27 protein-coding genes, 1 pseudogene and 1 riboswitch are annotated in these 25,352 nt (G+C 70.8%); of the genes and pseudogenes, 15 read left to right on the top strand and 13 right to left on the bottom strand.

Annotated elements, in window-relative coordinates; all coding sequences use genetic code 11:
* Window positions 1-71 precede the first annotated feature (71 nt).
* Window positions 72-242 (top strand): 50S ribosomal protein L32, encoded by a 171-nt coding sequence (rpmF, locus tag AZE13_RS26960; RefSeq protein ID WP_066937374.1) that lies wholly within the window; start codon window positions 72-74, stop codon window positions 240-242.
* Between the two features lie 6 nt (window positions 243-248).
* Window positions 249-1,418: a GTP-binding protein gene (locus tag AZE13_RS26955; protein WP_066937371.1), complete on the top strand. Its 1,170-nt coding sequence runs from the start codon at window positions 249-251 to the stop codon at window positions 1,416-1,418.
* A gap of 102 nt (window positions 1,419-1,520) precedes the next feature.
* On the opposite strand, the gene AZE13_RS26950 is transcribed toward AZE13_RS26955, so the two are convergent.
* From AZE13_RS26950 to rpmB, 3 genes are all read right to left on the bottom strand, one after another.
* A complete protein-coding gene (locus tag AZE13_RS26950; RefSeq protein ID WP_066937368.1) occupies window positions 1,521-1,709 on the bottom strand; it encodes a hypothetical protein in 189 nt (62 codons plus the stop codon).
* Window positions 1,710-1,947: 238 nt separating this feature from the next.
* Entirely contained in the window at window positions 1,948-2,253 is a 306-nt protein-coding gene (gene rpsN / locus AZE13_RS26945; protein WP_066937365.1) for a 30S ribosomal protein S14, read from the bottom strand.
* Window positions 2,253-2,489: a 50S ribosomal protein L28 gene (rpmB, locus tag AZE13_RS26940; RefSeq protein ID WP_066937362.1), complete on the bottom strand. Its 237-nt coding sequence runs from the start codon at window positions 2,487-2,489 to the stop codon at window positions 2,253-2,255. The genes rpsN and rpmB overlap by 1 nt, the downstream gene beginning before the upstream one ends.
* Before the next feature lie 186 nt (window positions 2,490-2,675).
* Here rpmB and AZE13_RS26935 point away from each other — a divergent pair, with 186 nt between their 5' ends.
* From AZE13_RS26935 to crcB, 6 genes and pseudogenes are all read left to right on the top strand, one after another.
* Window positions 2,676-3,173 carry a VanZ family protein gene (locus tag AZE13_RS26935; RefSeq protein WP_066937359.1) on the top strand — a complete coding sequence of 166 codons (498 nt, stop codon included), beginning with the start codon at window positions 2,676-2,678 and terminating at the stop codon, window positions 3,171-3,173.
* 72 nt (window positions 3,174-3,245) lie between these two features.
* Window positions 3,246-3,629 carry an ArsR/SmtB family transcription factor gene (locus AZE13_RS26930; RefSeq protein ID WP_079124402.1) on the top strand — a complete coding sequence of 128 codons (384 nt, stop codon included), beginning with the start codon at window positions 3,246-3,248 and terminating at the stop codon, window positions 3,627-3,629.
* Between the two features lie 52 nt (window positions 3,630-3,681).
* On the top strand, window positions 3,682-6,393 hold the full coding sequence (mgtA, locus tag AZE13_RS26925) for a magnesium-translocating P-type ATPase (protein ID WP_079124401.1): 2,712 nt from the start codon (window positions 3,682-3,684) through the stop codon (window positions 6,391-6,393).
* 182 nt (window positions 6,394-6,575) lie between these two features.
* Complete coding sequence (locus tag AZE13_RS39100; protein WP_066937353.1) at window positions 6,576-7,733, top strand: TerD family protein; 1,158 nt, start codon at window positions 6,576-6,578, stop codon at window positions 7,731-7,733.
* Window positions 7,734-7,897: 164 nt separating this feature from the next.
* Window positions 7,898-8,236: pseudogene (locus AZE13_RS26915) on the top strand (DUF190 domain-containing protein); the annotation flags it as partial.
* Window positions 8,237-8,340: 104 nt separating this feature from the next.
* Window positions 8,341-8,718, top strand: coding sequence for a fluoride efflux transporter CrcB (crcB, locus tag AZE13_RS26910; protein ID WP_066937350.1), 378 nt, complete (start codon window positions 8,341-8,343; stop codon window positions 8,716-8,718).
* Between the two features lie 58 nt (window positions 8,719-8,776).
* Here crcB and AZE13_RS26905 read toward each other — a convergent pair whose 3' ends face one another.
* From AZE13_RS26905 to AZE13_RS37125, 5 genes are all read right to left on the bottom strand, one after another.
* Window positions 8,777-9,547: a hypothetical protein gene (locus AZE13_RS26905; protein ID WP_147264729.1), complete on the bottom strand. Its 771-nt coding sequence runs from the start codon at window positions 9,545-9,547 to the stop codon at window positions 8,777-8,779.
* Between the two features lie 84 nt (window positions 9,548-9,631).
* On the bottom strand, window positions 9,632-11,488 hold the full coding sequence (locus AZE13_RS26900; protein WP_079124399.1) for a thiol-activated cytolysin family protein: 1,857 nt from the start codon (window positions 11,486-11,488) through the stop codon (window positions 9,632-9,634).
* A gap of 402 nt (window positions 11,489-11,890) precedes the next feature.
* Window positions 11,891-12,736: an SDR family NAD(P)-dependent oxidoreductase gene (locus AZE13_RS26895; protein ID WP_066937343.1), complete on the bottom strand. Its 846-nt coding sequence runs from the start codon at window positions 12,734-12,736 to the stop codon at window positions 11,891-11,893.
* 90 nt (window positions 12,737-12,826) lie between these two features.
* Complete coding sequence (locus tag AZE13_RS26890; protein WP_066937513.1) at window positions 12,827-13,681, bottom strand: bifunctional 5,10-methylenetetrahydrofolate dehydrogenase/5,10-methenyltetrahydrofolate cyclohydrolase; 855 nt, start codon at window positions 13,679-13,681, stop codon at window positions 12,827-12,829.
* 21 nt (window positions 13,682-13,702) lie between these two features.
* A riboswitch (ZMP/ZTP riboswitch) is annotated at window positions 13,703-13,791 on the bottom strand.
* 24 nt (window positions 13,792-13,815) lie between these two features.
* A complete protein-coding gene (locus AZE13_RS37125; protein ID WP_181690454.1) occupies window positions 13,816-15,075 on the bottom strand; it encodes a hypothetical protein in 1,260 nt (419 codons plus the stop codon).
* Window positions 15,076-15,229: 154 nt separating this feature from the next.
* Here AZE13_RS37125 and AZE13_RS26880 point away from each other — a divergent pair, with 154 nt between their 5' ends.
* A complete protein-coding gene (locus tag AZE13_RS26880; RefSeq protein WP_066937336.1) occupies window positions 15,230-15,553 on the top strand; it encodes a hypothetical protein in 324 nt (107 codons plus the stop codon).
* A gap of 117 nt (window positions 15,554-15,670) precedes the next feature.
* On the opposite strand, the gene AZE13_RS26875 is transcribed toward AZE13_RS26880, so the two are convergent.
* Window positions 15,671-16,543 (bottom strand): SDR family oxidoreductase, encoded by an 873-nt coding sequence (locus AZE13_RS26875; RefSeq protein ID WP_079124398.1) that lies wholly within the window; start codon window positions 16,541-16,543, stop codon window positions 15,671-15,673.
* Window positions 16,544-16,720: 177 nt separating this feature from the next.
* Here AZE13_RS26875 and AZE13_RS26870 point away from each other — a divergent pair, with 177 nt between their 5' ends.
* A complete protein-coding gene (locus tag AZE13_RS26870; protein WP_066937509.1) occupies window positions 16,721-17,137 on the top strand; it encodes a PPOX class F420-dependent oxidoreductase in 417 nt (138 codons plus the stop codon).
* 14 nt (window positions 17,138-17,151) lie between these two features.
* On the opposite strand, the gene dacB is transcribed toward AZE13_RS26870, so the two are convergent.
* From dacB to AZE13_RS26855, 3 genes are all read right to left on the bottom strand, one after another.
* On the bottom strand, window positions 17,152-18,819 hold the full coding sequence (gene dacB, locus AZE13_RS26865; protein WP_079124397.1) for a D-alanyl-D-alanine carboxypeptidase/D-alanyl-D-alanine-endopeptidase: 1,668 nt from the start codon (window positions 18,817-18,819) through the stop codon (window positions 17,152-17,154).
* A 300-nt stretch (window positions 18,820-19,119) separates the two neighbouring features.
* Window positions 19,120-19,560: a hypothetical protein gene (locus tag AZE13_RS26860; RefSeq protein ID WP_066937331.1), complete on the bottom strand. Its 441-nt coding sequence runs from the start codon at window positions 19,558-19,560 to the stop codon at window positions 19,120-19,122.
* Between the two features lie 238 nt (window positions 19,561-19,798).
* A complete protein-coding gene (locus tag AZE13_RS26855; protein ID WP_066937327.1) occupies window positions 19,799-20,473 on the bottom strand; it encodes a TetR/AcrR family transcriptional regulator in 675 nt (224 codons plus the stop codon).
* Window positions 20,474-20,591: 118 nt separating this feature from the next.
* Here AZE13_RS26855 and AZE13_RS26850 point away from each other — a divergent pair, with 118 nt between their 5' ends.
* The 4 genes from AZE13_RS26850 to AZE13_RS26835 all read left to right on the top strand — a co-directional run bounded on the left by AZE13_RS26850 (window position 20,592) and on the right by AZE13_RS26835 (window position 23,811).
* A complete protein-coding gene (locus tag AZE13_RS26850; RefSeq protein WP_066937323.1) occupies window positions 20,592-21,782 on the top strand; it encodes a cytochrome P450 in 1,191 nt (396 codons plus the stop codon).
* 6 nt (window positions 21,783-21,788) lie between these two features.
* Entirely contained in the window at window positions 21,789-22,007 is a 219-nt protein-coding gene (locus AZE13_RS26845) for a ferredoxin (protein ID WP_066937320.1), read from the top strand.
* 99 nt (window positions 22,008-22,106) lie between these two features.
* Window positions 22,107-22,511 (top strand): thiol-disulfide oxidoreductase DCC family protein, encoded by a 405-nt coding sequence (locus AZE13_RS26840; protein ID WP_066937317.1) that lies wholly within the window; start codon window positions 22,107-22,109, stop codon window positions 22,509-22,511.
* 100 nt (window positions 22,512-22,611) lie between these two features.
* Window positions 22,612-23,811: a sensor histidine kinase gene (locus AZE13_RS26835; protein WP_147264728.1), complete on the top strand. Its 1,200-nt coding sequence runs from the start codon at window positions 22,612-22,614 to the stop codon at window positions 23,809-23,811.
* 100 nt (window positions 23,812-23,911) lie between these two features.
* On the opposite strand, the gene AZE13_RS26830 is transcribed toward AZE13_RS26835, so the two are convergent.
* Window positions 23,912-24,565 carry a response regulator gene (locus AZE13_RS26830; RefSeq protein WP_220127604.1) on the bottom strand — a complete coding sequence of 218 codons (654 nt, stop codon included), beginning with the start codon at window positions 24,563-24,565 and terminating at the stop codon, window positions 23,912-23,914.
* Between the two features lie 295 nt (window positions 24,566-24,860).
* Here AZE13_RS26830 and AZE13_RS26825 point away from each other — a divergent pair, with 295 nt between their 5' ends.
* Complete coding sequence (locus AZE13_RS26825) at window positions 24,861-25,286, top strand: ATP-binding protein (RefSeq protein ID WP_066937315.1); 426 nt, start codon at window positions 24,861-24,863, stop codon at window positions 25,284-25,286.
* Window positions 25,287-25,352 lie beyond the last annotated feature (66 nt).

Below are 25,352 nucleotides of genomic sequence, written 5' to 3'. Positions count from 1 at the left end.
CGTTTGGAAATGGCTTCCATTTTCAGCTAGCCTGGGGCTCGCCCCGTACCCCGGTCACCCAGGAGGTCGCCATGGCCGTGCCCAAGCGCAAGATGTCCCGCAGCAACACCCGCCACCGCCGCGCCCAGTGGAAGGCCCGCACCCCCCGGCTCGTGCCCGTCACCGTCGACGGCTCCACCTACCTGGTGCCGCAGCGGCTGGCCAAGGCGTACGAACGCGGGCTGCTGCACCCGGAGCGCTGAGGCGGCATGACGCACCACCGACTGCCCGTCACGGTCCTGTCCGGCTTCCTCGGCGCGGGCAAGACCACGCTGCTCAACCACGTGCTGAGCAACCGGGAGGGCCTGCGCGTCGCGGTCATCGTCAATGACATGAGCGAGATCAACATCGATGCGGCCCTGGTGCGCGGCGGCACGTCCGCGCTCTCCCGCACCGAGGAACGCCTCGTCGAACTGACCAACGGCTGCATCTGCTGCACCCTCCGCGACGACCTGCTCGAGGAGGTCGGCCGGCTGGCCCGCGAGGGCCGCTTCGACTACCTCCTCATCGAGTCCAGCGGCATTTCGGAACCGATGCCCGTCGCGGCCACCTTCTCCTTCCCCCGCGACGACGAAGCCACCCTCGGTGACCTCGCCCGGATCGACACGATGGTCACGGTCGTCGACGCCGCCCACTTCCTGCCCGAGCTCAACAGCGGCGACGGACTGGCCGAGCGGGGACTGGACCAGTACGAGGAGGACGAACGCACCGTCAGCGACCTGCTGATGGACCAGGTCGAGTTCGCCGATGTCATCGTCCTCAACAAGACCGATCTGGTCGACGCGGACGCCGCCGACCGCCTTCGGGCCACGCTCACCCGCCTCAACCCGGCCGCCCGGATCGTGCCCGCCCGGCACGGCCGGGTGGACCCCGCCGACATCCTCGGCACCGGACTGTTCGACCTGGAACGGGCCCGGCAGGCACCCGGCTGGGTGCGCGAACTCAACGGCGACCACGTCCCGGAGACCGAGGAGTACGGCATCGCCGGCACGGTCTTCCGCGCCGACGCCCCCTTCCACCCCGGCCGGCTCTGGACCTTCGTCACCGAAGGGCTCGACAGCGGCTCCTACGGCCGGATCCTGCGCTCCAAGGGCTTCTTCCGGCTGGCCGGCCGGCCGAACGTCACCGGACTGTGGTCACAGGCGGGCACGGTCGCCCGCTTCGAGCCGGCCGGCGTCCGCACCGCCGACGACGGCCCGGACCAGGAACTGGTCTTCATCGGAACCGAGTTGCGCCCCACGGCACTGCACGCGGCCCTGACCGACTGCCTCCTGGCCGACGGCGAGCACCCCTCCGAGGACCCGTTCCCGGTGTGGGACACGTACGGTATCGACGCCGCCTGCGCACACGAGCACCACGAACCGGTGCCGCAGGCCTGAATACCCCGGGTTGGGCAGTGGTCGCAGCCACGGCACTGCCCAACCCGGAACACTCACACCGCACGGCGGATGGGCCACCACGAGGCAGCACCGACGGCCTCGTCACCCCTCGGAGGCGCAGTCGTCCGACTGGCCGGGGGACAACACCTCGATCGGGATGGCAATGACGTTGACCGCGGAGCCACACGCATTGAGGTCGACTCCGTCGCCTGGCCGGGCGGCGGCCCCGGGCGCGGCAGCAGCGAGCAGAGCGATGGTGCAGGCGGCCGTGGCAAGAGTACGAAGGCGCATGGACGTGTCCTCTCCGGTCGGCGAATCAGTCCGATCCCCCTCCACCGAAAAGTAGCCGCGGTTCGCGCACCCGGCGGGACCAGCGCCGCCGACTGGGCTACGCCCTCGTCTGCGACGGCCGCCGGCGACACCTCGCCGCCGGACCCGTACCGCCGGAACGGCGCCGCGGCCCGGACCACGAGGATCCGGACCACGGCGCCGTCCAGCGGGAAGACCCCCCGATGTCACCAGGACGATGTCACCAGGACGACTTGGTGACCCCGGGGAGGAATCCGGCGTGCGCCTGTTCCCGTACGCGCACCCGGGACATGCCGAACTTCCGCAGGTGTCCACGGGGCCGGCCGTCCACGCTGTCCCGGTTGCGCACCCGGGTCGCGCTGGCGTCGCGCGGCTGGCGTCGCAACTCGGCCTGGGCCGCGACCCGTTCGGCGTCGGTCGAGGACGGCCGCCGGATGATCCCCTTCAGCTCGGCACGCCGGGCCGCGTACCGCTCGACGATCACCTTGCGCTGCTCGTTCTTCGCGATCTTGCTCTGCTTCGCCATCAGACCTTCACCCCGCGTGCGCGGATACGTGCCACCGCGGCCTCGACGCCGATGACATCGACCGTCTTGATCGCCCTGGCGCTGAGGGCGAGCCGGACGTACCGCCCCTCGCTCGCCAGCCAGTAGCGCTTGCGCTGGATGTTCGGATCGAACCGACGGGAGGTCCGGCGGTGCGAGTGGGAGACGGTCTTGCCGAAGCCCGGCTTGGCGCCGGTCAGTTGGCAATGGGCGGACATGGTGCTGGCTGCCTCTCGTCGGGGAAACTCTATCGGAAATGGAAACCGTTTCCATATAGTAGTCCATCGCATCACGCACGGGGCGTGCGGCGGTCCTGGTGGGCGCCGGTGCCGCCGTCACTGCACCGTGTTGCCGCACGCGCCACAAGCGATACATACCCTTTGAGCACTCAGGTACGGTTTCGCATGCCTTTCTTCCTCATTGCCCTGACTATCGGCATCGCGGGGGGCCTGATAACCGGCGCGGCCACCAGGTCCCTGCGCACCTCGCGGCGTGTGCTGCTGGGTCTGGTGTGGCTGTGGGCCGCCGGTGTCGCCGGCCTCACCTTCGGCACGCGCTCCGGTGGCGGCCAGGCCGTCAACTTCGCCCTCCTCGATGTCGGCAACCCCGCCGACATCGTCGATTTCCTCCTGAACACGGCCCTGTTCCTCCCCGGCGGCATCCTCTTCGCCGCGCTCGGCCTCCGCTGGTACACGGCGGGCCTCCTCGGCTCCCTCGGATCGCTCGCCATAGAGACGACGCAGTACCTCGTCCACTCCGGGCGCACCTCGGACGTGAACGACCTGCTGTCCAACACCCTCGGCTGCTTGGCCGGCTTCGCCCTCGCGGCGGCCGTCCGCCACGCCCTCGGCCTGCCGGTCCGGCGCGGCAGACGCGCGAGGCGTGCGAGGTATGCCGCCTAGGGCCCTTCCGACGGACCCTAGACTGGCCGTTCGGGGACACGAAGGCGCGTCCCAGGGGGACGGAGACGATCAGTGGTGTTGGGCGTCACAGGCGCGGGCGCGGCAGACGAAGGTGGTGGCACGGTGGACCCGTCCGCCGAGGTGCTGGGCCAGGCGGCCGCCGTGTTCGGGCTGCTCGCCTCCCCGCCGCGGCTGCATCTCGTATGGGCGCTGGCGCAGGGTGAGAGCGATGTGAGCGGGCTCGCGGGGCGGGTCGGCGGTGCGCTGCCCGCGGTGAGCCAGCATCTGTCGAAGCTGAAGCTCGCCGGTCTGGTGCGGTCGCGCCGGGAGGGCCGCCGGGTCGTGTACTTCGTCGACGATCCCGACGTGGTCGCGGTGGTGCGGCTGCTGGTCGGCCGGCTGTCCGCCCGTGCCGGGCACACGTCACCGGCGAACCTCCGTCACTTCGGTGCCTGACTCGGTGCCTGATTCGGTATCCGGTCCCGTATCCGCTCCCCTGCCCGATGCGGTGCCCGATTCCCTGCCCGGCTCCGCGCCCGGGAAGAGCGCGCCGCCCGGCAGCGGGCAGCCGGCGGGTGGCACGACGCTGCAGCTGATGCGGCGGCTGGCGAGCGGTCCGCGCGGGCTGACCGAGCAGCAGGCCGAGGAGCGCCTGCTGCGCGACGGGGAGAACATGATCCCCGCCTGGCGGCCGGTCTCCTGGCCGCGGCGGTTTCTGGGCAGTCTGCGCGATCCGTTCACCGCTGTGCTGCTGTGTCTCGGGCTGGTGTCCGCGGCCGTCGCCTCCTGGGGCACCGCCTGCGTGATCACTGTGCTCGTCGTGGTGAGCTGCCTCCTGCGGTCGGGCGGGGAGCACCGGGCCGGCCGGTCGATGGCCGCGCTGCGCGAACTGGTCGCCACCACGGCGTCCGTGCAGCGGCGGGCGGACGACGACGCTACGCCCGTGGTCCGTGAAGCGCCGGTCGATCAGCTCGTGGTCGGAGATGTGATCCGGCTCGGCCCCGGCGATCTGGTACCGGCCGATGTCCGGTTGCTGCGCGCGAGCGGGCTGACGGTGCATCAGGCGGCGCTGACCGGCGAGTCCGTGCCCGTGCCGAAGTACCCGGTCGACGTGCCCGTCGGCGGCGGTGCGGAGCTGCCGGAGCCGTCGGACCTGGCGGAGCCGCCGCAGCCGTCCGACCTGCCGGAGCCGCCGCACCTGTGTTTCCAGGGCAGCAGTGTGGCCTCCGGGAGCGCTACGGCACTGGTCGTCGCCACCGGTACGGACACCCGGTTCGCGGCGTCGTACGGCGGTCCGGCACGGCGGCGGACGGAGACCGCCTTCGACCGCTCGGTCCACGGCATCGCCTGGACACTGATCCGCTTCATGCTGCTGACCCCGCCGCTGGTGCTGATGGCGCATGCGGCGCTGCGCGGGCGGGGGCTGGAGATGCTGCCGTTCGCGGTCGCCGTGGCGGTCGGACTCACCCCGGAGATGCTGCCGGTGATCGTCACCGCCACCCTGGCCCGGGGCGCCGCCGCGCTGGCCCGTACCAGCGGCGTGATCGTCAGACGGCTGCCCGCCCTGCACGACCTCGGCGCGATCGACGTGCTGTGCCTGGACAAGACCGGCACCCTCACCCAGGACCGGCCGGCGGTGGCACGCTCGGTGAACGCCCGGGGGGACGACGATCCGGGCGTGCTGCACTGGGCGGCGGTGAGCAGCTTCTGGTCCCTGGAACTCGCCGAACTGCCCGCCCCGGACACCCTCGACGAGGCGATTCTCGACGCGGCCGGAGAGCTGTACGGCGACGCGGACCCCCTCGCGTACGACGGCATCGCGGCGCTGCCCTTCGACCCCGTCCACCGCTTCGCCGCCGCCGTGGTGCGCCGCCCCGGGCAGCACGGCCGGCACACCCTCGTCGTCAAGGGCGCCGTGGAGGACGTCCTCGACCGGTGCGGGCGGGTCGCCGTCGACGGAGCGGAGGCCGGACTCGACGCCGAGGAGCGCGCTCGCCTCCTCGGCCTCGCCGCACGGGACGCGGCGGACGGACTGCGCCTGGTGGCCGTCGCACGCGCCGAACGCCCGGCCCGCCTCGGCGCGTACCGCGAACCGGACATACGAGGACTCACCTTCCTCGGCTTCGTCGCCCTCCGTGACGCGCTCGCGCCCACCGCCGCCGACGCCCTGAACGACCTCGCCCGGCGCGGTGTAGCGGTGAAGGTCCTCACCGGCGACCACCCCGGCACCGCCGCCCGCGCCTGCCGGGACCTCGGCCTGGAGCCGGGCGAGGTGCTCACCGCCGGTCATCTGGGTGCGCTCACCGGGCCGCCGCTCGCCCGGGCCGTCGGCCGGGCCACCGTCGTGGCCCGCTGCACAGCGCAGGACAAGGCCCGCATCGTCACGGCCCTGCGCGAGAGCGGGCGGGTGACCGGATTCCTCGGCGACGGCGTCAACGACCTGCCCGCCCTGCACGCGGCCGACGTCGGCGTCTGCCCCCGGGGAGCGGTGGAGGTGGTACGCGAGGGCGCCGATGTCGTCCTCGCCGCGAAGGACCTCACCGCCCTCGACCGCGCGATCGCCGCCGGCCGCCACAGCAGCGGCAATATCGCCGCCTACCTGCACATCACGCTCTCCTCCAACCTCGGCAATGTCATCGCCATGCTCGCCGCCGGCCTGCTGCTGCCGTTCCTCCCCATGCTCCCGGCCCAGGTCCTGGTGCAGAACCTGTGCTTCGACGCGGCCCAGCTCGCCTTCGCCGCCGACCGCCCCGCACCCGCCACGACGCGCCGGCCGGCCGTCCTCCGGGCGCGCCCCTTCCTCCGCTACATCACGGTGTTCGGCCTGCTCAACGCTGTCGCCGACCTCGCCACCTTCGGCGTCCTCGCCCTCGCCGTACACACCACGGCGGCGGACGCCGACGGCCACCCGGCGATGTTCCACGCCGGGTGGTTCACCGAGAACCTCCTCACCCAGGGGATGGTGATGCTTCTCCTGCGGACCGGTCGCCGCACCGCCGAAGACCGGGCACTGGGCCCCGTCCACCTCGCCGTCACCGCGCTCGCCGTCACCGGCGTCCTGCTGCCGCTGTCCCCGGTGGGCCCGCTGCTGGACATGTCGGCCCCGCCGCCCCTCTATTACGCGCTGCTCGCGGCGGTCCTCACCCTGTACGCGTGCGCGCTCACGGTCGCCAGGAAGCGCTACGCGAGCCGGAAGCCTCGTGCGGGCGGCTCCGGCTGACCGCACGTCAGCGCCTCCCTCACTCACCCGCACCCCACACGCGCATAATTAGAATATTGCGCAACCTGGAAACTATCCGGGGTCCCCCGGCGTTGAAGTCGAAGGACCCGGCCCCCGGGCCCGGACGAACACCGGCCCCGGACCGCGGAACGCCAGGACCAGGACAGTTGTGGAGGCAACAGATGAGTGTGGCCCTGACCAAGGGCGGCAATGTGTCGCTCACCAAACACGCCCCCGGCCTGACCGCCGTGCGGGTGGGGCTGGGCTGGCAGGTGGGAGCCGCCGGCGGGGCCGGCTACGACCTCGACGCCAGTGCGCTGCTGTGCGGCGAGTCGGGCAAGGTCCTCTCCGACGGCCACTTCGTCTTCTTCAACAACCTGAGCAGCCCCGATGGTTCGGTCCGGCACTCGGGCAACGCCCCGGCCGGCGGCAGCGGCGGGGACGACGAACAGATCCAGGTCGATCTCACCGGGGTCCCCGCCGAGGTCGCGAAGATCGTCTTCCCGGTCTCCCTCTACGAGGCCGAGCGGCGCGGCCAGAACTTCGGCCAGGTCCGCAGCGCCCACATCCGCGTGGTCGACGAGGCCAACGGCACCGAGATCGCCCGCTACGACCTGAGAGGCGACGCCGCCACCGAGACCGCCATGGTCTTCGGCGAGCTCTACCGCCATGGCGCGGACTGGAAGTTCCGCGCCATCGGCCAGGGCTACGCGTCCGGCCTGGCCGGTATCGCGCAGGACTTCGGCGTCGACGTCCTGCGTCCTACGGATCCGGCGGGTCCGGCAGGCCCGGCGGACCGGACAGGCCCGGCGGGTCCGGCGGGTCCGGCGGGTCCGGCCACCGGCGCACCACAGCCGGTCGCACCGGACATGAGCGCGCCACAGCTGGTGGCACCGCAACCGGCCCCCGCCCAAGCGGTCCCCACGCAACCGACGTCACCACAACCGACAGGGAGCTCCCCCATGACCTGCTTCTTCGACCCCCAGCACGGCCCCGGCCCGACGACCGTGATGTGGTCCCCGCAGTGGGGTGTGCCCCGTCAGATCCAGGCCTGTGGCGGCTGCGCCCAGCGGGTGCAGACCACGCCGCCGCCGTACTACACCGCCCCCCAGACGGGATATCCGCAGCAGGCCCCCCAGGCCGGGTACCCGCAGCCGATGCAGCAGGGCTACCCGCAGGAGCAGCACCAGGCGCACCAGCCGCAGCAGGGCGGCCGCCGCTTCGGTACCGGCGCGCTGGTCGGCGCCGGGGCGGCCGGCCTGGTCGGCGGTGCACTGCTCAACGAGGCGTTCGACGATGACGAGCCGGATGTGGTCGTCAACAACTTCTACGAGGAGTGACCCTCCCCCGGCGCCCGGCCGCGACCTGCCTCGGCCGGCCGGGCGTCGCCCGCACCCGTACGACAGGCGGGCGCGGGGTAGGCTGGTCCGCGGCGGTGATCTTCCCCGTCCCCTGGTGAACGGACCCGTCGGCGGACGTACCGCATCGTCACGTGGAGGCAGCAGTGAGACTCACCGGCCCTGCACTGCGCGTCACCGTCTTCGTCGGCGAGAACGACACCTGGCAGCACCGGCCCGTCTTCACCGAGATCGTGCACCGGGCCCACCAGGCCGGCCTCGCCGGCGCCTCCGTCTTCCGCGGTATCGAGGGCTTCGGCGCCTCCTCCATGATCCACACCACCCGGTTGCTCTCCCTGAGCGAGGAGCTCCCGGTGGCCGTGGTGATCGTGGACACCGAGGAACGGGTCCGCGCCTTCCTCCCCCGGTTGGACGAGCTGGTCCCCGAGGGGCTGGTCGTCCTCGACGCCTGCGAGGTCATCCGCCCCGGATCCGGGCCGCGCCCGGCCGACCCGCCCCCGGCCGACGGGTCTCCCGCCGACGAGGCCCCGGCCGACGAGGCCCCCGCCGACGAGTCCGCGGCCGCGAGCCGGAAGGAGCCGGAAGAGCGGTGAACTGGCTGCTCGTCATCGCCGGAGCCATGGTCGGCGCGCCCCTGCGCTTTCTCACCGACCGCGCCGTACAGGCCAGGCACGACACCGTCTTCCCCTGGGGCACGCTCACCGTCAACGTCATCGGCTCCACGGTCCTCGGCCTGGTCAGCGGCGCGGTCACGGCCGGAGTGGCCTCCCCCCAGGTGCAGTTGCTCGTCGGCACCGGCCTCTGCGGGGCCCTGACGACGTACTCGACGTTCTCCTACGAGACCCTGCGGCTGGCGGAGGACGGCGCCCGCTTCTTCTCCGCGGCCAACGTCGTCGCCAGCCTGGCGGCCGGCCTCGGCGCCGCGTTCGCCGGCGCGACACTGGCACAGGCCCTCTGGCCCCAGTGAGCAGCAGCGTGGCAGCGATACGAGGGCGCGAGCCGGCTGCTACCAGCTGACGGGTCGCTCAGGTGAACTGAATGGCTACCGGAGTGGCCACGCCCGGCATGCCCGCCGTGGTGGCTGCCAGTGCGCCGGCCAGGGGCGTCCGCTGAACCGGCTTGCCGTGGGAGTAGTACTCCAGCAGGACACCCACGGCGGAAAGCTCATTGCATTCCACGTAATTGGCGGTTCCCGCCACCGCGGCGACCGACAGTTTCCCGCCGGAGAGGACGACGTGAGTTCCGCTGCCGAGATCGAGTTTGACGCGGACCCCGATCGCCTGGATCAGCTCCGCACGAACGTCGTTGTTGTTCCCGGAGATGGCGGTGACGGTGATGTGTGCGGCGCCGAGGTGGATGACGGCCAGTTTGTTCCGGATGCCACGAAGATCGACCACGACGCCGATGGCCTTCACGCTCTGCGCGGTCACCTTGTGCTGAGACCCGGAGACGGCACTGACGTTGACGGCGGTGCCGCTGAGGCTGCAGTCGACGGTCCCCTCGAATGAGCCCTTCTTCGTGCGTGTGGCGATGGCCTGTTGGGTCAGGACCGGATAGCTGCGGTCCGCTACGGTGTTCCGGCCTGAGACCTTCTTTTTGATCTTCGGCTTGGCGGGTGGGGATCCCGGGGTTTCGTCCTTGATGCGGTACTCGATGGTGGGCTTCGGTTCCTGCCCGCCCAGGGCGGGCAGCGCCAGCCCGAGTCCCGCCACTCTCTGCTGGGCCTCGAACAGCCAGTCCGTCTCTTCTTTTGCGCCTGGAGAGCCTTGGGGCTCTTCCGTTTCTTCCACGTCCATTCCAGAAGCCTTTCCAGGATTTCCCTGCTGTTCACGCCGCGGCCTGCGGCGTTCGCCGGTACCCCGGCCTGGTTGAGGGACGGGTCAGTCGCCCACCCTGGCCCGGAACTCGAAGGTGATGGTGCAGTCATACCGCTTGCCGGAGATGAAGGCGTCGCCGTGGTGCACCGCTACGCGCTGAACGCCCGGACTGCGCAGCATCGTGTAGCCGATCCTCGGTTCGAAGCTGATGTACCCGCCGTTGAAATCACCTGTCAGGCAGAACAGGTTACTGGTTTGCGGGTACGGTGGCGGCTGACCGCGCGAGCCCGACCACTCCCACCCCTCGTTGTGTGCCGCATAGCGGGTTCCCCGGTCCTCCAGTGTTCCGCTGATGCTTTCGGTGCCGCTCGGCCTCTCGCCGGCGTAGACATTCCTCGGCTTGAGGGTCACCGGACCCACCGGCCACTTTCCGATGACCATGTCGATCTCCACACACAGGGAGACCGGAAATATCCGGACCACGTTGGAGGGGAGCTTCTCGCGGCGCACCGATGTGAAGTTCGCGGTTTCGCCGAGCTTCGCCACATAGCCGGTCACCAGTGACTTCAGCGTGAAACCGATGGGCGTGTAGTCCGCCAGGGAAGGCGCCTCTTCGAAGTACTCGGCCAAGCGCCCCGTTTTGATCAACGCCGGTACGTTGGTGTCCTTTCCGCCTTGCGCGATGATCTGGATCCGGGCTTCGGAAAGTATCTTCTCGTACCTACCCCGCACCGTCGCGTCGACGAACCCCCCGTAGGACGCCCTGATCGCCATTTTGGCGGTCAGCGTGTCTTCCTTGGTGGTGAAGGCGAATATCAGGAATCGCCCATAGGTGACCGAGGACACATACAGCGGCGGGTTCTGTTTCCCAAGGCGGCCAAGTTTCTCCTGGAGCCGAATCTCGCCCTCGGTCATGTCGTCGGTGAACCAGCGGGACGGAGCGGACTTCCCATTGCAGCTGACGGTGAAGGCCCGCTGATAGTAGAAGGCGAGGATGCTCTTCTCGTCCTTCTTCGTCTCGATGCTGCCGGTGATTCCCCCACTGAATCCCAAGTAGCTGGCGGATATGTCCAGTTCCAGCAGAGCAGATTCCAGGGATGCCACTTCGGTCATGTCGTAGGCCACCGCCTCCGCGCGACCGGGCTCATCGTTGATCATGCCGCTGATAGCCGAGATCACGTTTGCGTGGCCGGGTTCGGCTATCTCTTCGGAGGTCTTCTTGACGTTGACGGCGCTGATGGCGACCTGGATGGGCGTGCGCTGGTCGATGACGAGTTCCGGCAGGGCCCCATATGACGCCGGCTGCCCTTGAATGAAGGCGCCGGGCCAGAGCACTTCCGCATCCGGATCGTGCACCACCCGGTACTTGGGCGTCTTACTGAGACTGTAGCGCTGCGTGACGACCAGGTATGATCCGCTGTCGTCCTGCTCCGTGTTCCGCACCGGATCGCCCAGTGGCGTGCGAACTTCACGCTTGTACTGCGGAGCCAGCCGCGCCCAGTCCTCCAGCCCCAGGAAGTAGTTGTCGAGATCAAAGGGCTCCGGCGCCTCAGGGGCTCGCTGCACAAGCCGCCGCTCTCCCTGTGGAGCATCACTCCTTGCCTCGCTCGGGACAATGGGGAACGTGCAGATGGGGGCGGAACAGCTGAGCGCTTGGAGTTGGAACGCGGCCAGCGCACTGTTCTCCGCGTCCTGCGGAACGGGAAGGTCCAGTCCGGTGTTGTCGGTGGCGAAGACTTCGTCGTCCCATGGAGAGCCATCAGGACGTACCCGCCACACTTCGTAGCGGTCCGCGCCGGGCACCTCCGGCCATTCCAGCAGCAGCCTTTCGCCGCTTCTGATGGAGGTTCCGAATGCGGAGATTTCGGGAGCCCCTTTCACGGCATCCTCTTCCCGCGCGGCGTCCCCTGAATCTGCCATCAGATACTCCTCCCTCTCCCTGCGTTCGGCAGTTGCGTACTGAAGTCTGAAGTGCCGAACCGCTGCAGAAGTACTCGGGTTTCGGGGTACGCCGGACGCTATAGGAGGGGCTTCGTGATCGCATCCTTCCCATCCGGCTATGGGCGGTACGCGGTAGGGTTCCCGCCAGGCTCATAAGTCCGGACCAGTAAAGTCGGCGTCCGGGGATGATGTGTTCAGGAGCATCGGCGGCCGGTCTTCGGCGCGGCGTCAAGGGCACAATTCAGATACCGGAGGATCGATTCATCACAGGAATGCCCAGTGATCTTGGCTGGACAAGCCCGCAACTCCATCCCCTTTCGCAATCAAACCCTCGTGCGACTCTCGTGTTACCCGCGGGTGAGCGGCCTTCTTTCGCCTTTGTCACCCAGAGCTTCGATTGTCTGATTCCGCGCGGCTGTCGTCGCGTGGTGTGAGGCGATAGCTGAACGCGGTGCCGCCGACGTCGACGGCCGTGGCGCCGCCGTCGAGGGGGAGGACCGCGCCGTTGACGAAGGACGCGGCGGGCGAGAGCAGCCAGCTGATCGCCTCGGCGATCTCGTGCGGCTCGCCGGGGCGGCCGACGGGGAGGAGCCGCGTGGCCTCCTCGTACGCGGCGTCCACGCCGCCGTCCCCGAGCCCGGCCTCCTCGGCGAAACGGGCCATCCGGCCGTCGGCCATGTCGGTACGCACCCAGCTGGGGCAGACGATGTTGGCGCGCAGGCCGTCCCGGCCGTAGTCGACCGCGAGCGAGCGGCAGAGCTGGAGCAGGGCCGCTTTCGAGGTCGCATAGGCCGCGTTGGCGTTGCCGTTGCGCAGTGCGGATACCGAGGCCACGGCGACGACCGCGCCGCGGGCCGCCAGGAGGTGCGGGAGGGCGGCGCGCTGGAGGAGGAAGGGTCCGGTGACGTTGGTGGCCATCACGGCCTCCCAGTCCGCCGGCGACAGGTCGCCGACGGATCCGCTGCGGGCGATACCGGCGTTGAGGACGAGTCCGTCCAGGCGTCCGTACGCGGACACGGTGGCGTCGACGAGGCCCTGCACGGCCTCGGGGTCGGTGACGTCGGCGGGATGGGCGAGCGCGCCGGTCTCCTCGGCGAGGCGGTGCAGCGGCTCGGGGCGGCGGCCGGAGATCACCACCTGATGGCCGGCGGTCCGCAGCAGCCGGGCGGTGGCGGCGCCGATGCCCGTACCGCCGCCCGTCACGATGACAACTCGCTGCTCCGACATGGCGGTTCAGCCTCCGGTGGTCGTGTGTGCCCTGTGTGGTGCGCGTGTGCGGTGCGTGCCTCCTCGTGATCGTACGGACGTACGGACGTGTCAGACCGCCCGCAGCCGGCGGGTCGCGGCATCGACGGTCTGGGTGAGCAGGGTCGCGATCGTCATGGGGCCGACGCCGCCGGGGACCGGGGTGATCAGGGAGGCGCGGGTGCCCGCCGAGTCGAAGTCCACATCGCCGACATTGCCGGGGTTGTAGCCGGCGTCGATGACGACGGCGCCGGGCTTGATGTGTTCGCCGGTGAGGAACCGGGGCCGGCCGACGGCGGCGACCAGGACATCGGCCTGGCGGGTGACCGACGCGAGGTCGGTGGTGCGGGAATGGCAGTAGGTGACGGTCGCGTTGCGCCCGAGCAGCAGCATCCCGACGGGCTTGCCGAGGATCGCGCTGCGGCCGACCACCACCGCGTGCTTGCCGGCCAGCTCGACGCCGTAGTGGTCGAGGAGGCGGAGGATGCCCGCGGGCGTGCAGGAGGCGAAGCCGTCGACGCCGAAGCTCATGGTGGCGAAGGAGTGGTACGTGACGCCGTCGACGTCCTTCTCGGGGGCAATGGCCTCGAAAGCGGCGCGCTCGTCGATGTGTGCGCCGACCGGGTGCTGGAGCAGGATGCCGTGCACATCGGGGTCGTTCGAGAGCCCGGTGATGGTGTCGACCAGCTCGGCGGTCGTGGTGGCGGCGGGGAGAGCGACGTGCCGGGAGCGGATGCCGGCCTTCTCGCAGCGGGCGCGCTTCATACGGACGTACGTCACCGAGGCGGGGTCGTCACCCACCAGTACGGTCGCCAGGCAAGGGCTCTGGCCGGTCTGCCGGGTGAGGGCGGCGGCGCGTTCCGCGGCCCGTTCGACGATACTGCGGGCGAGTGCGGTGCCGTCCATGAGGCGGGCGGTAGGGGACATCGTGGACTCCTGGGCGTCGCGGCGGATCGCCCAGGCGCGCGGCACTGACCTCGAGTGGCCGAGCCGCTCCCCGGTGGTACTCCACCCAAGCGCCAGTCACGGCTCGCCGCCCACTGTATCGAACGGCGGGCGCGTCAAGCACCGCCGCTGTGGCCGGGGGCGGGGATCGGCGGAGTGGTGGGGGTGGTGGCCTCCCACTGGCTGAGGATGCCGTCCCAGTCGTGGGACGCGGTGATGCTGCTGGGGTCCCACGCGGCGGTGGCCGTGGCGGGAGCGGTCACGGCAGGGGACGTGTGCTGCTGCCCTTCGTAGGCCTGGTAGTCCGGGTAGCTCTGATAACCCTGGTAACTCTGGTGGTTCTGATAGCTCTGATGACCCTGGTGGTTCTGATAGCTCTGGTGGTTCTGGTGCCCCTGCTGGCCGGGACCGGAAGTGTCCGGGTAGCCGTAATGGCCCTGGCCCTGGCTCTGATACGGCTGCTGTCGCCAGGACTCGTGGTCGTACTGCTCGCGTGGCGACTGCGCCATGTACGGCTCCCGCTGCGGCTGCGCCGGTCTCTCGCGCCACGCCGGATAGCCGGTGTCGGTCTGGGGAGAGGACTGGAGCGTGGCCATCCTGCGGTGACGGCCGATGCCTCCCGGTGGCGCGGGCTGGGTGGTGCGGGTCTCTTGGGACAGTTGCTGGGCGCGGGCCACCAAGAGCCGGACGTCCAGGCCGAGTTCGGTGGCGAGGGCGGTGAGGTCGACTCCGGTGTGCCAGCTGCTCATGAGGACGGCGTCCAGTGCGGGCGCCCAGACCGAGTCGGCGACGGGCGACGCACCGGCCGTGCCGGCGGCGAGCGGGCCGGCCATGGCCTGCCCCGCGGTCTGTCCGACTCCGGCCTGACCGGCCCCGGTCTGCCCGGCTCCAGGGCCGACCCCGGCCTGTCCGACTCCGGCCTGACCGGCGGCCGGCTGGGCCATCGGGTGGGGTGCCGCCGGGGGCGCGGCCGCCTGGGGCATGGGGGGCACGGCGGAGGGAGCCGCGGTCTGCTGCGGAATGTGGGGTGCGGCCGGCTCACGCGCCGGGGCCTGCTCGGCCGGATGCTCACGCGCGGCCGCCTGCTCACGCGGCTGGGAGAGCAGGCTCTTGGCGACCGCACGCGCGTCGTCCTTGCCCACCGTACGACGGGCCAGGCGGACTTCGCGTTCGTCCAGGCCGAGAAGGTCCGCCACGACCGCGTCGCTGCCCACGGTCACGGCGAAGGCGGCCAGGGTCCGCGAGCGGCGGGCCTCGGCCTCGTCGAGGAGTCCCTGCGTCCGGCGGACCTCTTCATCGCTGCTGCAAAACGCCTGTGCGAGTACCGCATGGCGCTCCCACAACTCCCTCGGTTCCATGACTGCGTCAACGTTCATTCGTCCGGATTGAACCGCTTATCGAGCATAGATCACTGCATGAGGTGATATTCGCGGGAGTTATGTCCCCACCTTCGGGACGAATGTACGGGGAGCCGCAAATATACGCAGTTATACGCAGTGACCCCGAGCCCGGACTATCGTTTCTAGGGCCATGAGCGCCCCCACGTCCGGCACTGTCGCAGGTCATGGACAGACCTTCCTCCCCCGCCCCGGAGTCACCCCCCGGTGGATCACCTCCGAGGTCGCCCGGCAGACCCCGTTGTACGCGGCGCTGGTACGGCGCTGGACCGAGCGGGACGCCACGGTTCCCGGGGTCGCCGACCCCGAGTGGCAGCGGCTGGTCTCCTACCACCGCCTGATGGAGGAGACCGAGACCGCACTCGCCGCCCTCCGGCCGCACCGTGCGCCCGACGTACTGCCGTCCCGCAAGCAGGTCCAGGTCCCGGCCGCACGTTCGGCCCGCCTGGACACCTGAGCCGGCTCCTCCCGGCCCCTGCTCGTACTCCCGGCCCCTGCTGGTACTCCCAAGCCCCTGCCGGTACCTCCCCGGCGCGTCCCGCTCCCGGACGCACCGTCAGCGTGATCAGCGTGGTCAGCGCAGCGCGTACCCGCCGTCCGGGTAGAGGGTGGAGCCGGTCATATAGCGGTTGGTGAAGAGGAACAGCACGGCATGGGCGATCTCGTCCTCGGTGCCGAGCCGGTGCAGCAGAGTGTCCCTGCGGTACTGGGCGAAACTGGCCTCGCGGTCCCGCTCGGGCCGCTGGGCCCAGAGGTTGCCGTCCACGGTGCCCGGGGAGACCACGTTGACGCGTACAGGGGCGAGTTCGACGGCCAGTCCCCGGCCGAGTCCCTCGATGGCGGCGTTGCAGGCGGCGTAGGCGGGCGCGGGCGCCGGCGGCCGGGCCCCCGCGGCGCCGGACATCAGCACGACCGAGCCGTCCTCCGGCAGCAGTGGCGCCGCGTACTTGGCGACCTGGTACTGCCCCCAGAATTTGGAGGTGAAGGGGCTGGCCGCGTCCGCGTCGCTCAACTCCAGCATCGGGCCGACCCGGTACGAAGCGGCCGAGGTGAAGACATGGTCGACGCGGTCGAGCGCGCCGAAGAAGGCGGCCACGGACTCGGGGTCCGTCACATCCACGGTCCGCCAACTGGCAGCGCTTCCCAGGCCTTTCGCCGCGGCCTCCAGTGTGGCGGGCGTACGGCCGCCGAGTACGACCCGGGCACCGGCTGCGGTCGCCTGATGGGCGACCCGGAGCCCGATGCCCGAGCCGCCGCCGATCAGGACGACGACCCGCCCGCGCAGTCCACTTCCGTCCAGCCCACCTCTGTGCGGCCCAACTCTGTGCGGCTCACCTCTGTTCGGTTCACCTCTGTTCAGTCCGTCTCTGTTCGGTTCACCTTCCTTCAGTTCATCTCCCTTCAGGTGTCCTCCACGCGGTTCGGTTCCCGGGGGCGGGTGCGGCATCAGCGGTCCTCAGCGCTCCTCTTCACGTACGGAAACGTGCTCACTACGATCACCTTGATCACGAAGTCTCAACACCTCCTGCCTCCTGAACATTCCGGGGCCGTCGCGTCATGATGCGGGGAGTGCGGCGACACGATGGCCGATGACCTATGACCGATGACCACGGAGGTGCCTGAGATGTCGAAACCACCGCTCCCCGAAGCCGCCGTCACCATGCTGCGCAAGCCCAATCCCGCCGTCATCAGCACCCTGCGGGCGGACGGCCAGCCGGTGTCCACCGCCACCTGGTACCTCTGGGACGACGGCCGCGTGCTGGTGAACATGGACGAGGGACGTAAGCGGCTGGAGCACCTGCACAACGACCCCCGGGTCACACTCACCGTCCTGGAGGACGGCAACTGGTACACGCACCTCAGCATCATCGGGCGCGTCACGGAGTTCCGGGACGACGAAGGGCTGGCCGACATCGACCGGCTGGCCCAGCACTACCTGGGGAAGCCGTATCCCCGTCGGCACCGCCGGCGGGTCAGCGCCTTGATCGATATCGACCGCTGGCACGGCTGGGGTTCCCTGAAGGACAACGAGCAGGCGTAAGGAGAACGCGCAGGTCAGCCGACGGTACGGCGCTGCTCACGGATCTGCTCACGGCTCTGCTGGAGAAGAGCCGCGACACCGGCCACGTCATTCGCGATATGCAGGACGTCGTGGGCATCGGTGTGGGACGTCGCGGCACCGTTCACGCCGGCGAAGAACACCTCGAACGTCCCCTTGTCCGTCTCCAGATAGCCGGCCATCGTCTCGGCGCCGACCGCCAGCCGTTCGTTGAGTGCGTCACCGCCCGCCACGGTGCCGGTGTTGGCGAAGACCTTGCCGCGCGACGGGCAGTCGCGGCAGGAGTCGGCCAGCGTCCCGTCGACGCCCAGAACCGGCAGTGACTCGCGGAAGCGCCGTGCGTCGGGGGTGCGCTGCCAGTACGCCAGGATCTGCGCCACGGCCCGGGGTGTGGCCCGGTTGGCCGGGTTGCCGCCCCGGCCGTCGGCGAGTTGTACGGCCCTGCCGTCCACCCTGGCACCGTTCAGGAATGCGGCGAGCACGGGGAAGCCGTCCTCGCAGTCGGCGCTTCGTACCCGCGTTGCCATCAGGCAGATCCCGAGGTTCGCCCCGAGGTTGTGGCTCACCTTGAGGATGAGCTTGGCGTATTCGGCGTACGGCGGTGAGGAGTAGCGGGCGACCACGCGTGCCCCCCGATAGGAGGCGGGCAGCCGGCCGGCCGGGTTGGGGCCGACCGCGTCCGCCCGGACCTCGACCCCGGCCCGTTTCAACGCCTCGATCATCGCCGTCCGGCCGAAGGCTTGGGGGTCTCGGATGCGGGACACCCGCAGGACGGGGGCCGAGCCTTCGGCGATGGTGCCGGAGAGCCGGATCCGGGTGCCGTCCGCGGAGGTGGTGACGTGGATGTCGGTCCGTTCGCCCGCCGCGACGGTGCGTACGGCCGAGGTGACCCGGTAGGGCGCGACTTTCGGACGCACACTCAGTGCGGCGGGGGCGCCCGCGCGGCTGCCGGGCGAGGTCAGCAGGTCGATGACGTTGTCGTTGACGACCAGCGGGGTGGGCGCCGGATCGAGTGCCGGGTCGGGCCGGAACAGCCGGGCGTCGATGATCACGTCGCCGTGGACCCGCCGGATGCCCGCGGCGCGCACCTGGTGGGCGAGCTGGTCGAGGCCGGCCAGCGGGTTCTGCGGGGTGAGGGTGGCGCCGGGGATGTCATTGGCGTGGGTGTGGTCGATGGCGGTGAAGGCGAGGGTGCCGTCCTTGCGGGTTCGGCCACCGAGGCTGAGATCGCCCTGTGCGACCAGGTCCAGATCGCCGCTGAGCGTTCCGTTCCGGATCTTGCCGACGGCGTGCACCGGGGTGACGAAGCGGTGGTCGCCCCCGAGGGTGTGCCAGGTGCCGCTGACGCCGAAGAGTTTGGCCGCCGATCCGGGGATGAAGAACTGGTCGGCGTGCTGGGACTGGGTGACCTCGCCCGTCCGCGGGTTCTGCTGGAACAGTCCCCACTGGGCGTGCCGGTACTCGGGCTTCCGCATGATCGTCTCGACGCCCGGGTCGAGGTGCGGGTGCGGGTGCGGCGCCCCGTTGTCGTGCACCGTCGGCGAGGAAGGTGCTGCCTGGACGAGGCTGGTGACGACGGCGCCGACGGCGAGCAGAACGGCCACCGACCGGAAGGTGCGGAGGGTGCCTGGCGCGGTCCGGTGGCCTGCGGAAGTGGGTGACATACGGACTGGACTCCACGGCGGACGGATCTCACTCGACGGCCCTGTCGGCCGGTGCGACGGACCCATGGGCGGGTGCGGCGGCCCCGTTCGACGGGTGCGACGGCCCCGTTGGCGGATGCGACGCCTCGTTGACGGGTGCGTCGGCTCCGTGGGCCGATCGTCGTCCGGGGGCTGGGCTGCCGCTTGACGGGACACCTGACGGGACACCTGCGGGCGCGCGGCCGTTGCCGGCCCCGTGCGCGCACGGCAGTGGGCCCGGGACGGTTCCCCCGGGCCCACTGCGGGACTGTCTGATGGATGTCAGAGGAGGCCGAGCAGCCCGAGGCCGAGGATGCCTTCCTTGCCCAGGCCGTAGTAGCCGGACTCGCCGGGGGCGCGCATGTCGCCTTCGCCGTCACGGCCGCCACCGCCGTTGCCACCGCCGTCCCGGCCGCCCTCGTTGTCGCGGCCGTCCTTGCCCTTGGCGTGGCTGTCCTTGCCCTTGCCCTTCCCCTTGCCCTTGCCCTTCCCCTTGTCCTTGTCCTTGCTGTTGTCACGGCCGTCGTCGTCGTAGCCGTCCTGGACATCACGGCTCTTGCTGTGCTTGTGCGGGGTGCTGCTGTGCTGACCGGTGTCGCACTGCGAGAAGCACTGCGCGGTACCGGGAGCCGCGGCCGCGGCAGTGGCGGCGCCCGCCGGCACCACCAGGGCAGCCGCGGTCAGGCCGGCCACCGCGAGACCGTGAGGGATCGAACGGAGCATGTTTCCACCTTCACTCGACTCTGCAGAAAAGGGATATTCTCTGCCAAGGCGACGATAAAGTGGCTTTTCGCAGGCAGGCTGAGACCCGCCGTGGAGTCACCGGAACGCAGCACGCACCGTCCCGGCCCACGCCGCCACCGCGCCCCGATCCGCGCCCGAGCCACAGTCCGGCCCGCCCTCCGATCCACGTCCGACCGCGCCGAACCACGCTCCGGACACACCCTCCGGCCTGCCCCGTTCACCCGCGCGGCCCGCTCCCCTCGCCACCCGCTGTCGCGCCCTCGCCGACGGACCCTCCGTCAGGATGCCCGACGGACTCTCCGTCATGATGCGTCGGCAGGCTGTCCAGCAGGCCCCCCAGAGCACCGCCGACGAGTGCGCAGACCGCGTCCGGGTCGGCGCTCGCCAGCGGCTCCTTGGCGACGACCACCCGCATCAGTCCGATGCCCAGCAGCCAGGACAGCGCCAGGTCGGCGCGGAGACCGCCGTCGTCGGACCGGGAGAGCGTGGCGAGGACGTCCGCGTACTCCGCCCCCAGCCCCCGCAGCGCCTCCGCGATCTCGTCACTGCCGCCGACGGAGCGCAGACACACCTCCAGCGACCGGTCGGCGCCCTCACCGTCGGCCAGCATGCCGCGCAGCGCGACCTCGAACAGCCGCTCGGCGGGCGTGGTGCGCAGCTGTTCCTGCGCACCACGCGCCATCACCTCTCCGAACAGCGCCTTCTTCGAACCGAAGTAACGGAACAGCAGGGCCTGATTCGCCCCGGCCCGGGACGCGATGTCCCGTACCGTCGCCCGCTCGTAGCCGCGCTCCGCGAACAGCTCCGAGGCCGCGTCGAGCAATCGCATGCGGGTGCCCTGGGCGTTCCGGCGAGGGGCCTGCGCCGTGCCGTGCTGCGGGGTCTTCTCCACCGTCTTGTCACGCTCCCTTCCTTCGGGCCGTCACCATGACGGCCGTAATACGCCGTTGACCATCCCACGGGGAGCGGCCTACCTTATGTAAGCAGGTGCTTACAAGAGGGAGGTCGCCGTGACCACAGCCGACACAGCACCCCTGTCCTACCCCTTCAATATCGCCGAGAGCATCGAGCTCTCCGACGAGTACGAGCGGGCCCGGAACCGTCCGGGACTGCTGAAAGTACAGATGCCGTACGGAGAGCCCGCCTGGCTCGCCACCCGCTATGCCGAGGCCCGGATGGTCCTCGGCGATCCTCGCTTCAGCCGCGCCGAGGCGACCCGGCACGACGAGCCCCGGGCGTCCGAAGGCCGGCGCGACAGCGGCATCCTGAGCATGGACCCGCCCGACCACACGAGGCTGCGCTCCCTGGTCGCCAAGGCCTTCACGGTCCGTCAGGTCGAGAAGCTCCGGCCGCAGGTGAAGGAGCTGACGCACGGACTCCTCGACGAGCTCGCGGCGGCCGGTCCGCCCGTCGACCTGGTGGACCGCTACGCGCTGCCCATCCCCGTCGCCGTGATCTGCCGGCTGCTCGGCGTACCGGCCGAGGACCGGCCGCGCTTCCGGGTATGGAGCGATGCCGCCCTGTCGACGAGCTCCCTCACCGCAGAGGAGTTCGACGCCAACCGGGACGAACTCCGCGCCTATATGCGGAACTTGATCGCGGAGCACCGACGCGCGCCGCAGGACGACCTGATGACCGCGCTCATCGACGCCAGGGACGTCGACGACCGCCTCTCCGAACTGGAACTCGTCGACCTGTGCATCGGCATCCTGGTCGCCGGCCATGAGACCACCGCCACCGCGATCCCCAACTTCGTCCTCACCCTGATGGATCACCCGGATCAGCTCACGCTGCTGCGCGAACGGCCCGAGCTGGTCGGCGGCGCGGTGGAGGAGTTACTCCGGTTCGTCCCGCTGGGCAGCGGCGCGGCCCAGCCCCGCTACGCCACGGAGGACGTCGAGGTCGGCGGCACGCTCGTACGGGCCGGGACACCGGTCCTGGTGGCCGTCGGCGCCGCCAACCGCGACGCGCTGCGCTTCGACTCCCCCGGCATCCTGAACATCTCCCGGACGGGCAACCAGCACCTCGGCTTCGGGCACGGCGTCCACCACTGCCTGGGCGCCCCGCTCGCCCGCCTGGAGCTCCAGGAGGCACTGGGCGCCCTGATCACCCGGTTCCCGACGCTGCATCTGGCCGGCGACATCGAGTGGAAGAGCCAGATGCTGGTCCGTGGCCCGCGCGTCATGCCGGTGGGGTGGTGAGCGGCCATGGCCTGGAAGGTGGAGATCGACCCGCGCCAGTGCATCGCCTCCGGCTCCTGTGCCGCGATCGCGCCTGACCTGTTCACGGTCGACGGCGCCCATGCCCGTCCGCTGAAGGAACACATCGAGGAGGACGAGCGCGCGCTGGACGCCGCCGATCTGTGCCCCGCCCTCGCCATCACCGTCCACGACGGCGAGGGCGGCGTCATCGGCCCCCGTCCGTAGGGGCCGCAGGGGTGCCGGGAGTGGGGAGCGTGCCGCGCGCGTCATGCTCCCCACGACAGCCCGGCCCGGCCCGCCGTGACGGTGCGGCATGATGGGTACATGCGGACTCAGGCTGTGCTCGTCTTCGACGGAGACTGCGGCTTCTGCACCACGTCGGTGGCGTTCGCCGAGCGGCGCGTCCGGCCCCGATGCCGCTCCGTTCCCTGGCAGTTCGCGGACCTGCGAGCCCTGGGCATCCCACAGGAGCGGGCCGAGCACGAAGTGTTGTGGGTGACACCGGCCGGGACGGTGTACGGCGGCGCCCACGCAGTGGCGAAACTGCTGCTGAGCGCCGGGCGGGGGTGGGCGCCGCTGGGCGCGCTGCTCACACTGCCGCCGCTGCGGTGGGCCGCCCACCGCGTGTACCGCCTCGTCGCCGACAACCGTCAGCGGATGCCGGGCGGTACGGCGGCCTGCGCACTGCCCGGAAACCACCGGGCCCGGGCGCGTCCGCAGAACACGTAGGTCGGACGCGTAGGACGTAGGACGCGTCAAAGGCCCTGCCCTTGACCTCTCCCCGCTCCCCTCGCGTGTGGGGACGCGGGCGGGAACTTACGGTGGAGTGGTGGCAGCAGATGGTCCTGCCCGCTGGCCGGCACGTGGACTCGACGCCGCGCTGACCGCGGTTGTCGTGGTGATCGGCGTCGTCGATACGTGGATCAAGCCGTCCAACGGTCTGCTCACCGGGGCACCCACCCCTGTCGTCGCGGCAGTGTCCGGAGCCGTCGGCGCGGTGCTGTGGTGGCGCCGCCACCGGCCCCGCACGGTCTGCGTCGTCGTGATGGTCGGCTATCTGGCCGCATTCACCCCGGTCGCCCTGGCCGTGGCGCTGTACACGGTCGGTGATGCCGCCCACCGTGCCGCGCGCGTACTGGCCCTGTACGGGCTGGCCGGCTGCGCGGTCGCCCTTGGCTCCCTGGCGGCGGATCACTCCCCGACCGACCCGCGCGAGGCCGGCTATGTGCTGGCATTGATCCTCGGGCCGCTGGTCGTCGGGGCCGCGGTGGGCATGCGCCGCGATCTTGTCGCGGCCGCCCGGGCCGAGGTGGCGGGGCTGGAGCGTGAGCGGCATCTGCTGGTGGAGCGGGCGCAGGCCGAGGAGCGGGCCCGTATCGCCCGCGAGATGCACGATGTGGTGGCCCATCGGGTCGGCAACATCGTGCTCACCGCGAGCGCGTTGCAGGTCGGCCCGCTGGCACACGCGGAGCCGGCCGTCGGCGACGCCGCGGAACGGATCCGCGCCGAAGGCCACCACGCCCTCGAAGAGCTCCGCGAGATCCTCGGCGTCCTCACCCCGGGCCGCGGCCGGGGCGCCCGGGGTGCACCGCGCGCACCCCAGCCCGATGCCTTGCAGCTGGCCCAGCTGGTGGAGGGCGCGAACGCTCGTGGTCAGCATGCCCGGCTGACCGTCAACGGCCACCCCGAGGCCCTCCCTGCCCAGGTCCAGCGCGCGCTGTACCGGATCGCCCAGGAGACCCTCACCAACGCGGCCAAGTACGCACCCGGCTCCGAGGTCGCCCTCACCGTCGACTGCCGCCTGGACCGCATCCATATGGCCGTCACCAACGGCCCCGCCACCCGGCCCCTCCCCGCGGAGCTGCCGCCCAGCGGCGGAAACGGCCTCATCGGCCTCACCGAGCGCGTCACCCTCCTGGGCGGCACCCTGACCTACGGCCCGTACCAGGACGGATTCCAGGTCCGTGCCGATATTCCACACCCGCCCCGCACCGGCCCCGGACACCTGGGCCCGGCTACCGCCCCCTGACCACGCCCCGAGGCCACGCCCTCACCACTCCCGCAGGCCACGCCCTCACCGCACCCGCAGGCCCGCGCCCCGACGACAGCGCCCGACTCACTCCGATCCGTCAGCGGTCCAGTCCGGCGCGGTAGGCCAGCCGGGCGATCTGCACCCGGTTGTCCGCGCCCAACTTCGCCATCAGCCTGCTGACCTGGCCCTTCACCGTCCCCTCGGTGATGTGCAGTGCCGCCCCGATGTCCGTATTCGACAACCCGCGCGCCACCAGCCGTACGACCTCCAGCTCGCGGTCCGTCAAAGACGCCAGGGCGGTCTTCTCCTCGGCGCTGAGCCGGGGCGCCTGCTCGGCCAGTGCATCCAATACCCGCCCCGTGACGGCCGGATCCAGGCTCGCCTTCCCCTCCGCGACCTGGCGTACCGCTCGCATCAGCTCCTCCGGAGGCGTGTCCTTCAGCAGAAAGCCGCTCGCCCCCGCCCGCACCGCCTCGTCGACGTACTCGTCCTCACCGAACGTCGTCAGGATCACCACCCGCGGCGGCCGCGGCAGCGCCCGCAGCTCCCGCGTCGCGGCCAGGCCGTCCATCCCCGGCATCCGGATGTCCACCAGCGCGACGTCGGGCGAGAGGCGCCGCGCCGCCTCCACCGCGCTCCGCCCGTCCCACGCCTGCGCCACCACATGCAGATCGCCGCTGGCCTCGATCACTTCGCTCAGCCCCCGCCGGACGATCTCACTGTCGTCCGCCACCAGGACCTGAATCACCACCCCGTCACCTCCCACGCTTCCCTCCGCTCCACTCCCCTTCACGTCCCTTGACCCCCCTCCCCTCCACTATCCGTGCAACGGCTATCACCATGCGTAAAGTCCCGCCTCGGAATCCCTCCACATCTGACGAAAGTTATGCCCCATTCACCCCTTATGGCACGCATTTACGGGCATTCCTCACGCCACGCTGGAGACACCAGGCGGCCAGACAGCCGAACACCAGTCCCCCTCCCCCGGCCCACCCTGCCCGCCCTCCCCCGCCCCCCCGCTCAGCGATCCCTGGAGCTCCCCCTTCGTGCTCGCCCTCACCTTCACCGACAACGGCGCCAGCGCCGTCCTCCCCCGCCACCCGCGCGCCGCCTCCCAGGCCCGACAGTTCCTGAGCTCGGTGATCTCCCAGGGCGACGCCTTGATCGACACGGCCGCCCTGCTGCTGTCGGAGCTGGTCTCCAACGCCGTACGCCATGCCCACGGCACCCAGCTGCAGGTGGCGATCACCCACGATCAGGTCAAGGACGTCATCGTCGTCGCGGTCTTCGACCGCAACCCGGAGATGCGACGCGGCACCCGCTCCGCGGACGGACAGCCGGACGACCTGGAGACGGGCCGCGGCCTCGACCTGCTGGACGCCCTGGCCGAGTCCTGGGGAGTGGCCACGGTCGGCGATCGCGGCAAGTGGATCTGGTTCAACCTGCCCCGCCGGCCCGTCGACGAGACCTGACCTGAGCGCCAGAGCCGCCGGCCACCCTCCGCGGTACGGCGCAGCCGGTCGCCACCCGCAGTACCG

Source organism: Streptomyces sp. NBRC 110611 (genome assembly GCF_001590865.1).
In the GTDB taxonomy this organism is placed as follows: Bacteria; Actinomycetota; Actinomycetes; order Streptomycetales; family Streptomycetaceae; genus Streptomyces.
Note: the sequence above shows the minus strand (reverse complement) of the source record. Positions and strands in the feature narration are given on the sequence as shown.

What these genes read in the sequence shown, in the direction of transcription:
- AZE13_RS26860 (WP_066937331.1), bottom strand. Translation starts at nt 19,560, where the DNA reads ATGCTCCGTTCGATCCCTCACGGTCTCGCGGTGGCCGGCCTGACCGCG.
- AZE13_RS26845 (WP_066937320.1), top strand. Translation starts at nt 21,789, where the DNA reads ATGGCCTGGAAGGTGGAGATCGACCCGCGCCAGTGCATCGCCTCCGGC.
- AZE13_RS26880 (WP_066937336.1), top strand. Translation starts at nt 15,230, where the DNA reads ATGAGCGCCCCCACGTCCGGCACTGTCGCAGGTCATGGACAGACCTTC.
- rpmB (WP_066937362.1), bottom strand. Translation starts at nt 2,489, where the DNA reads ATGTCCGCCCATTGCCAACTGACCGGCGCCAAGCCGGGCTTCGGCAAG.
- AZE13_RS26950 (WP_066937368.1), bottom strand. Translation starts at nt 1,709, where the DNA reads ATGCGCCTTCGTACTCTTGCCACGGCCGCCTGCACCATCGCTCTGCTC.
- AZE13_RS26870 (WP_066937509.1), top strand. Translation starts at nt 16,721, where the DNA reads ATGTCGAAACCACCGCTCCCCGAAGCCGCCGTCACCATGCTGCGCAAG.
- AZE13_RS26875 (WP_079124398.1), bottom strand. Translation starts at nt 16,543, where the DNA reads ATGCCGCACCCGCCCCCGGGAACCGAACCGCGTGGAGGACACCTGAAG.
- AZE13_RS26900 (WP_079124399.1), bottom strand. Translation starts at nt 11,488, where the DNA reads ATGGCAGATTCAGGGGACGCCGCGCGGGAAGAGGATGCCGTGAAAGGG.
- AZE13_RS37125 (WP_181690454.1), bottom strand. Translation starts at nt 15,075, where the DNA reads ATGAACGTTGACGCAGTCATGGAACCGAGGGAGTTGTGGGAGCGCCAT.
- dacB (WP_079124397.1), bottom strand. Translation starts at nt 18,819, where the DNA reads ATGTCACCCACTTCCGCAGGCCACCGGACCGCGCCAGGCACCCTCCGC.
- AZE13_RS26840 (WP_066937317.1), top strand. Translation starts at nt 22,107, where the DNA reads ATGCGGACTCAGGCTGTGCTCGTCTTCGACGGAGACTGCGGCTTCTGC.
- rpsN (WP_066937365.1), bottom strand. Translation starts at nt 2,253, where the DNA reads ATGGCGAAGCAGAGCAAGATCGCGAAGAACGAGCAGCGCAAGGTGATC.
- AZE13_RS26895 (WP_066937343.1), bottom strand. Translation starts at nt 12,736, where the DNA reads ATGTCGGAGCAGCGAGTTGTCATCGTGACGGGCGGCGGTACGGGCATC.
- AZE13_RS39100 (WP_066937353.1), top strand. Translation starts at nt 6,576, where the DNA reads ATGAGTGTGGCCCTGACCAAGGGCGGCAATGTGTCGCTCACCAAACAC.
- AZE13_RS26905 (WP_147264729.1), bottom strand. Translation starts at nt 9,547, where the DNA reads ATGGACGTGGAAGAAACGGAAGAGCCCCAAGGCTCTCCAGGCGCAAAA.
- rpmF (WP_066937374.1), top strand. Translation starts at nt 72, where the DNA reads ATGGCCGTGCCCAAGCGCAAGATGTCCCGCAGCAACACCCGCCACCGC.
- AZE13_RS26935 (WP_066937359.1), top strand. Translation starts at nt 2,676, where the DNA reads ATGCCTTTCTTCCTCATTGCCCTGACTATCGGCATCGCGGGGGGCCTG.
- AZE13_RS26890 (WP_066937513.1), bottom strand. Translation starts at nt 13,681, where the DNA reads ATGTCCCCTACCGCCCGCCTCATGGACGGCACCGCACTCGCCCGCAGT.
- AZE13_RS26955 (WP_066937371.1), top strand. Translation starts at nt 249, where the DNA reads ATGACGCACCACCGACTGCCCGTCACGGTCCTGTCCGGCTTCCTCGGC.